Origin of the sequence: Nocardia sp. CC201C, assembly GCF_030010695.1 — a bacterium.
GTDB classification, from domain to species: Bacteria; Actinomycetota; Actinomycetes; order Mycobacteriales; family Mycobacteriaceae; genus Nocardia; species Nocardia otitidiscaviarum.
On the sequence record NZ_JASCXP010000329.1, the window covers coordinates 1 to 8,454 of the forward strand.

Here is an 8,454-nt window from a genome sequence, read left to right on the forward strand (position 1 = left end):
TCGTCCACGATCGGACGCTGATTCGCGCACGTGCCCTGATTGGAACGCTCGAACTTCCGCAGCCGGTAGCTGCGGCGGGTGCCGTCATCGTGCATGACGGTGATGAAATCGGCCGAAACCTCCTCCACCACACCGGTTTTCTCGGCGAGGATGACATCACCGGAATCGACCGCCGCCCGCGCCTCCATACCGGTGCCCACGAGCGGGGCCTCGGACCGCAACAGCGGCACCGCCTGCTTCTGCATGTTCGCGCCCATCAGGGCGCGGTTGGCGTCGTCGTGCTCGAGGAACGGGATCATGGCGGTCGCCACCGACACCATCTGGCGCGGCGAGACATCCATGTAGTCGACCTCGGCGGTATCGACGAGTTCGACCTCGGAGTTCTTGCGCCGCACCGCGACTCGACCGGCGAGGAAGCGCCCGGACGCGTCGAGCCGTTCGTTGGCCTGCGCGACGACGTGCAGATCCTCCTGGTCGGCGGTCAGATAGTCGACCTCATCGGTGACGATGCCGTTGACGACCTTGCGGTACGGCGTCTCGACGAATCCGAACGGATTGATCCGCGCGTACACCGAGAGATAGCCCATCAGACCGATATTGGGGCCTTCGGGCGTCTCGATCGGGCACATGCGGCCGTAGTGGCTGTAGTGCACGTCGCGGACCTCGAGGCTGGCACGATCGCGGGACAGGCCACCCGGACCCAGCGCCGAGAGCCGACGCTTATGAGTCAGGCTGGCGAGCGGGTTGCGGTGATCCAGGAACTGCGACATCTGCGAGGTGCCGAAGAATTCCCGGAGCCCGGCCACGACGGGGCGGATATTGATCAGCGACTGCGGTGTGATGGCCTCGATGTCCTGGGTGGTCATGCGCTCGCGCACCACACGTTCCATGCGGGAGAGGCCGACACGAAACTGGTTCTGGATCAGCTCGCCGACCGTGCGCAGGCGACGGTTGCCGAAGTGGTCGATATCGTCGACCTCGACCGGTACCTCCACGCCGCCCGGTCCGGTCATGACCTGCTCGCCCCGGTGCAGGCGCAGCAGATATTCGATGATCGCGGCGATATCGGCCTCGGTGAGCACTCCCGGACGCTGGGCCGCGTCGGCGCCGGTGCCGATGCCGAGTTTCTTGTCCACTTTGTAGCGGCCGACGCGGGCCAGGTCGTAGCGCTTCTCCCGGAAGAAGAGGTTCTCCAGCAGGTTCTGCGCGGACTCCTTGGTCGGCGGTTCGCCCGGCCGCAGCTTGCGGTGGATGTCGAGCAGCGCCTCGTCCGTGCCCGGTGTGCCGTCCTTGGCCAGCGAGGTCATCATGATCTCGGAGAAGCCGAACCGCTCCTCGATCCGCTCGCCGGTCCATCCGAGCGCCTTGAGCAGCACGGTCACCGGTTGCCGCCGCTTGCGGTCGATGCGCACGCCGACGGTGTCGCGCTTGTCCACGTCGAACTCCAGCCACGCACCGCGCGACGGGATGACGCGGACGCTGTGCAGCGTCTTCTCGCTCGCCTTGTCGATGGTCTCGTCGAAGTAGACCCCGGGGGAGCGGACCAGCTGTGAGATGACGACGCGCTCGGTGCCGTTGATGACGAACGTGCCCTGGTCGGTCATCAACGGAAAATCGCCCATGAACACCGTCTGAGACTTGATCTCCCCGGTGCTGTTGTTGATGAACTCCGCGGTCACGAACAGCGGCGCCGCATAGGTCATATCCTTGTCTTTGCATTCCTCGACGGAGGTCTTGATCTCCTCGAAGCGCGGCTCGGAGAGCGTCAGCGACATTGTCGCGGCGAAGTCCTCGATCGGGCTGATCTCCTCGAGCACCTCCGCTAAACCACTCGTGACCAGCCACTCGAACGAATCGGTCTGGATACCCAACAGGTCCGGAACCGCCAGCGGCTCACGGATTTCGGCGAACGATACTCGACTCGACATTTACATCCCCACAGTCGTTCGGATTTCGAGATCTGGACGGTTCTTCCCCGGAAACGAAGTCCAAAATTACACCCGAAAACGACTTATGTCGAGGGCACGAACAAATAGACATCCGAATTATCGGCGTCTTCCCATTTCAATATTTACAGGGGCGGCGGCGATTCGTCAAGTAATCGGCGAGGATTCGCCGGGGCCCGGTCGCAGTGGACCGGACCCCGGACGGATCAGCCGATGCCGAGGTTCGCGGCCAGTGCCGTCGCCGTCGCCGGATACCGGTCGAGCAGGTCGGCGACCGCGGTATCGGCGGCCGCGGGTGGCTCCTGCCAGACCGGATCGTGGCCGAACAGCACCGCCAACGCGTCGCACGCGGCCGGATGCGCGGCGAGCAGGTCGGTGGCGGGGCCGCGAGGTGCCGAGGTCAGCGGCGCGGTCGGCGCGGCCGCCATCTCGGACCACGGCGGCACCCAACCGTCCACCGCGGGCAGCGCGCCCGGGAAGGTGCGGCCCGCCTCCCGGACCAGCGCCGGCATCACCTCGCCCACCTGTTTGCGCAGCGTGGTGATCAGTGTGGGCAGCCACGGCAGCAGCACTCGATCGGGCAGTCGACCGAAGGCTTTCGACAGCAGTTCCACCACGAAGGGTTGCAGCGCCGGGGCCGGATCGATCGCGTGCACGAAACCGGTGAGGTAGCGCGGGAACGACGGCAGCACCAGGGGATTGACCAGCATGTCGTCGCAGCGCTCGCGCAGCTCGGCCAGCGGGAGCAGCCCGAGTTGGAAACGCGCCGCCCACAGCAGCGCCACCTTGTCGGGGGCCTCCGGATGGGATTGCAGTACGGCCAGTTCCAGCTGGGTGTGGTCACAGCCCAGCGACAGGGCGAGGCTTTCCATCCCGAACAGGAAGCCGAGCATGGCCGCCACCTGACCCGCGCCGCTGTCGTCGGCGGCGAAGGCCGTCGGCAACAGCGTGCAGTAGTGCGCGTAGCCCACGGTCACGAAACGCTCGCACCATTCCGGCATGCCCGCTGCCGACGAGCGGAAGTGGTTGATCAGCAGTCGGATTCGGCGCAGCACCGCGGGTGCGTCGTCCACCGTGCGTTCGGCGGCGAGCAATTCCACCGCGCGGGAGCCGATCTCGTCGGCCAACCGCGCCGAGCCCAGATACACCAGGGCGTCTTCGACAGCGGCCAGGGCCGCCGCCGCCGTGGCGTCCGGGTCGTCGACTGCCCGGCGCAGGCGCTGTTCGAAGACCTGCTCGACGGTGACGCCCTCGTAGCCGAGTTCCACCAGGGAGCGCTGATACTTGCCGAGCCCCAGATCCCAGCTCTCTTGCACAGCCTGCTCGCCCAGACCGCGCGAGCCCATGATGGGCCGGACGGCGTCGGCGGGAATCAGCTTGCGCAGCAGCCACAGCAGATCCGAGCACGGCCGCAGGTGCGGGTCGGCGCGCAGGTCCAGCAGTGCCCGTTGCAGGGTGCGCTTGGACAGGTCCAGCCCCAGGGGCGCCAGCCGATCGAGCACGTCGCGGGCCAGCGGCGGCAGCGCCGAATAGCCGACCTGCCCGATCCGATCCCCGCCGAGCAGGATCTCGCACAGCCGCCGCACATCGCGGCGGCCGGGCACGGTGTCCTTCTCGATGCAGGTGATGGCGGCGTCCTGGAAGTCGTACGGCGTCGGACGCGTCCGATTGCGCAGGCCCGCCAAGAGAATGGCGTGTTCGAAGATGGCGATGGCGTCGGCGGTGCTGGCCAGGTAACCATTGCGGCGAGCCAGCCGGACGATATCGACCGACCACTCGAGCAGTTCGGATTCGTCCAGCGGGTCCAGGGCCGGTGCGCTGGTCAGGAAGCCGGACAGGTGATCCGCGACGGCCGCGGCCGGTGTCGCGACGGGCAGCGTCTTCTTCCCGGCGCGACCCCGCGACCCCGGTTGCCCCGCCAGCCGGAACGCCTGCGTCTTGGCGCGCCGCAAACCCTTCGCCCAGGTGGCGGCGGCGATGGAGACCGCGCCGCCGGCCAGCCCGAACTGCTCCTCGATGGCGGAGTGGCTGGAGGGGATGAGCCCGTAATGCCAGGTGGTGGCCGTGCGCGGGGAGATCTCGTACGGCGCGGTGGAATCCGATCCGAACTGCTCCACCCGGCTGGCGGCGTGGGCCGCGCCGCAGATGTACAGGGCGCGTTCGGGGTCGGCACCGGTGGCGGCGAGATGTTCGCGCATGCGCGTCCACATGTACCGCTCGCGGTTCTCGTCCACCTCGGTACTGCCGCGCCGCAACCGCCGGAACAGGCTGCCGATCATCACCATGACCTGCCGGTAGGTGTCGTAGTCGGCGTCGGCGAGAGGCTGTTCGACGTACTGGTCCCACCACTCCGACCAGTGCCGCACCTTGCCGTGGTGCAGCAGGTACTGCTCCAACTCGGCGAAACGCGGCCGCATATCGCCGATGTCGATGCCGACGGCTTCGCCGTGCAGGCCGTTGTCGGACTCCGGGGTGTCGGCGTCCGCCGTGGCCTCGTCCTCGGTCGGCGACCACTGGAAGACGTGATCGGTGGACCGGTCCACCAGCACCAGCTCGACGCCCGGAGTGTCGAGCGCGTACGCGATGGCCTGATATTCGGCCGACGATTCGGTAATGGGGGCGACGATCGAGAGCGGGGACCAGGAGGCCGGGAAACCGTCGACCGCACTGGCGAACGCCTGCAATGCCACCGGCAGCCGACAGTTGCGCAGCTCGTCCAGCAGCGGCCGCAGATCCTCGCACAGCTCCATGTAGATGACGGTGGGCTGCTTCTCACGCAGGCGACGCACCATGGCCAGTCCGGAGGCGGGCGAATGGTGGCAGACCGGGAAGATCTCCAGCCGCTCCGACAGCGCCCGGTCGACATCGTCGACCATGCCCGCCAGAATGTCGCCCGCCGCACCGGGATCACCGGCGAACGCGGCGGCCGCGTCCGCCAGCTGCTCCCGCAGCGCGCCGAACACCGAAGTCGCCGAACGGGTTTCGGAGGTGGTCACGACAGCCTCGCGATCGCCGCCCGGCCGCCCTCGAGGAACTCGCCCCAGGACCCGCCCTGATCCTTGCTGCGCGGCTCGACCACGCCGTGCAGGTACTTGTTCAGAATGGCGAGATCCTCCGGCGCACGCCGCGCCAGCGAACCGACCAGGGAACCGGCGAGGGTTTCGGCGCGCAGTTCCCGCTCGCCGAAGAACTGGCTGTGCAGAATCGCGTCCTCGAGTACGCCGATCTGCTCGGCGGTCGACAGCGCCGATTCCAGCTTGTCGTCATCGCTGGTGGCCGCCGCGGCGGCGGCGCGCAGATCGGCGAAGCTCTCCAGCAGGATATCCAGCAGCGTCGGCGGCAGTTCCAGCTCGATCCGATGGCGGCGCAGCAGTTCCTGGGTGCGGAACCGCACGATCTCGGCCTCGCTGCGCTTGTTCGACACCACCGGGATGCGCACGAAATTGAAGCGCCGCTTGAGCGCCGAGGACAGATCGTTCACACCGCGGTCACGGCTGTTGGCGGTGGCGATGATGGAGAACCCGGGCTGGGCGAACACCACATTGTCGTCGTCGAGTTCGGGAATGGAGACGTACTTCTCCGACAGGATGGAAATGAGCGCGTCCTGCACATCGCTGGTGGAACGGGTCAGCTCCTCGAACCGGCCGATCACGCCCCGCTCCATGGCGGTCATGATCGGCGAGGGGATCATGGATTCCCGCGACTGGCCCTTGGCGATGACCATGGAGATATTCCACGAGTATTTGATGTGGTCCTCGGTGGTGCCCGCGGTGCCCTGCACCACCAGGGTGGAGTTGCGGCTGATGGCCGCGGACAGCAGTTCGGCCAGCCAGCTCTTGCCGGTACCCGGATCGCCGATGAGCAGCAGGCCACGATCGGAGGCCAGGGTGACGATGCTGCGTTCGACGAAACTGCGGTCGCCGAACCACTTCTGCTCGACGGTGCGATCCAGGCCGTCGGCGCGTTCGGAGCCGAGAATGAACAGCCGCACCATTTTCGGGCTCAGCCGCCAGGCGAAGGGCTTGGGACCGTCGTCGATGGACTCCAGCCAATCCAGCTCCTCGGCGTACTTGACTTCGGCGGGAGCGCGCAGGACGTCGGACATGATGGTCTCCTAGTCGAGAAAGTTCTTGAGTTCGTTGACAAGTTTTTGAATGCGTCCCGAAATCACCGGCGTACCGAGGGTTTTGAACCGTTCGCGGAACCACGGGTTGACGCTCTGCTGGCCGGAACTGTTGACCGAACCCACCGGGATGAGCTTCACCCCGGAACGGTGCACCGCCGCCATGGCATCGAACAGTGGTTGCGACCGGTCGAACTCGTAGAAGTCCGAAATCCACACCAGCACGGTGTTCTTCGGATCGGTGATCTTGGGCTGCGCCATGGCCATCGCGACCGGGCCGTCGTTGCCGCCGCCGAGGTTGGTGCGCAGCAGCACCTCGAACGGGTCGTGCACCCACGGCGTGAGATCCAGCGCCCGGGTGTCGTAGGCGATCAGGTGCACGTCCACCTTGGGCAGGCCCGCGAAGATGGACGCCAGAATGGTGCAGTTGACCATGGAATCGGTCATGGATCCCGACTGGTCGACCACCACGATCATGCGGGCGGGCACGGTGCGTTTGGCCGTCTGCCGGTAGAACAGCCGGTCCACGTAGAGGCGTTCGTCGCGCGGGTTCCAGTTGGGCAGGTTCTTCCAGATGGTGCGGTCGATATCGAGATTGCGCAGGATGCGCTTGGGCGGCACCGACCGGTCGACGGTGCCCGCGCTGCTCTGCCGCACCTGGGTGCGCAGCACCTCCGCGACCTCGTCCACGTAGCGCCGGATCAGGGCCTTGGCATTGGCCAGCGCGACACCGGACAGATTGTGCTTGTCCCGCAACAGCTGTTCGACCAGCGACATACTCGGGGTGAGCTGGGCGGCCAGCTTCGGGTCGGCCAGCACCTCGCGCAGCCGCATCCGGGAGACCAGATCGCCCTCCAGTTCGGCGAGCACACCGCGCACCTCCCCGGCGCGCTGTTCGCCGAGGCCGCGGCGCAGCCAGTTGGCGTCGCTCTGCCAGCCGGACAGCTGATCGGCGCTCACCGCACCGCAGCCGGTGGCGAAGATGTTCAGCAGGAGCTTGGATACCAGCGCGGCGGTGCGCACATCGGTGCCGCCGATCGCCGCCGGCTCCTCGGTTTCGGCCTCGGTTTCGGCCGCGGCGCGCTCGGCCGTGAGATCGAGTGCCGCGAATTCCGCGGCGAGCTCCGGAAAGCGTTGGACGACAGTGTCTATGGAGACGCCGGGGTCGAGGACCGCCAGTGGCAGCCCGATATCCTCGACGATGCTCGCACTCGCGGATTCCAGGGTGGGCTGCGGATCGCCCCCGAAGACGCCCGACAGCAGCCGCCAGTACAGAATCTGGCGGCGGGTCTCATGATCGGTCATTTCCGCAGCAACCGTCCCGCCCGCTCACGCAGCACCAGCACCGCGTCACCCGATTTCGCCTGTGCCTTGGCCACCTTGGGGTCGGTGGGGCCGCAGGCCCAGTCACCGTTGTGCAGGGCGACGACGGTGGACTTGACCTTGCGCCGCACCGCCAGCGGGCGCAGGCTCCAGCGTCCGCCGTCCCAGCGCAGCAATCCGAGGCAGGCGAACGAACCCGATACCGCGGCCGGGGTGAGCGGTCCGCACGACGGCAGCCGGTCCAGTTCGAGCGGCAACCGCAGGCCGCCCAATTCCATTGCGCCGTCCTTGATGCGGTAGCCCTCGAGCAACACCGGTTCGGCGATGTGCACCGGATCGCGGTCCAGCGGGGCGGTGGGCGCGGCGAGCGCATCGGTCAGCTGCACGCTCGCGGTGGCGAAGGGGTCGGCCGGATCGCCGACGCTCGCCCGCCCGTCCCGCCACACCAGATCACCACTCGCGGTGAGCGGCATATCGGTCACCGTCAGGGCGCGGTGTTCGGCCAGTGCCGTGAGCAGGCGCGGGTGCGCGCCCAGCAGTTGCCAGACCGCCGGTCCGACAATGGTGTCCACCTTGGCGGCCGCCACACTCACCCGCACCGTGCGCGAAGGTGCGCCCGGTGCTTCCAGGATGGCGTGCACCTGCGCCTGAACGGCGGTGCCGTGTTCGTGCACATCCACGCCGAGCGGCAACAGGCGGCCCGAAGCGGTTTCCGACGCAGCGGTTTCCGGCACAGTGGCTTCCGGTACAAGAGTGTCCGCGGTGCGCCAGGTCAGCAACAGGGCGCGCGTCCACAGGTCGGCCCAGCGCCGCACGGGCAGCGCGTCCATGGTCGCGATCGGGGCCGAGGCGCTCAGCTCGGCGGTGAGCCCGTCGAGCAGGACGGCCAGCCGACGCTGCCCCGGCTCGGCGAGCAGCCCCTCCACCGTGCGATCGGCCGCCGTCACCAGGTCGTGGTCCACCCCGCGCCAGCCCGCGATGGCCACCTCGCCCAGCCAGGAGCGGCAACCGACGGCCAGCGGATGCGGATCGGCAGCGGTCACCGCGGGCTGCACCCAGTCG

At 67.7% G+C, this 8,454-nt stretch carries 4 protein-coding genes and 1 pseudogene; all 5 read right to left on the reverse strand.

The window, feature by feature from the left end:
- Positions 1–1,928 (reverse strand): annotated as a pseudogene (locus tag QK444_RS27080) (DNA-directed RNA polymerase subunit beta); the annotation flags it as partial.
- Between the two features lie 224 nt (positions 1,929–2,152).
- Complete coding sequence (locus QK444_RS27085; RefSeq protein ID WP_282784972.1) at positions 2,153–4,942, reverse strand: DUF5682 family protein; 2,790 nt, start codon at positions 4,940–4,942, stop codon at positions 2,153–2,155.
- Positions 4,939–6,051 (reverse strand): AAA family ATPase, encoded by a 1,113-nt coding sequence (locus QK444_RS27090; RefSeq protein ID WP_282784974.1) that lies wholly within the window; start codon positions 6,049–6,051, stop codon positions 4,939–4,941. Before QK444_RS27090 ends, QK444_RS27085 begins: the two co-directional genes overlap by 4 nt.
- A gap of 9 nt (positions 6,052–6,060) precedes the next feature.
- The gene (locus QK444_RS27095; protein WP_282784976.1) at positions 6,061–7,374 is read right to left on the reverse strand and encodes a VWA domain-containing protein; all 1,314 of its coding nucleotides are present in this window, start codon (positions 7,372–7,374) and stop codon (positions 6,061–6,063) included.
- On the reverse strand, positions 7,371–8,454 hold a 1,084-nt coding region (locus QK444_RS27100; RefSeq protein ID WP_282784977.1), incomplete at its 5' end, for a hypothetical protein. The genes QK444_RS27100 and QK444_RS27095, both read right to left, overlap by 4 nt.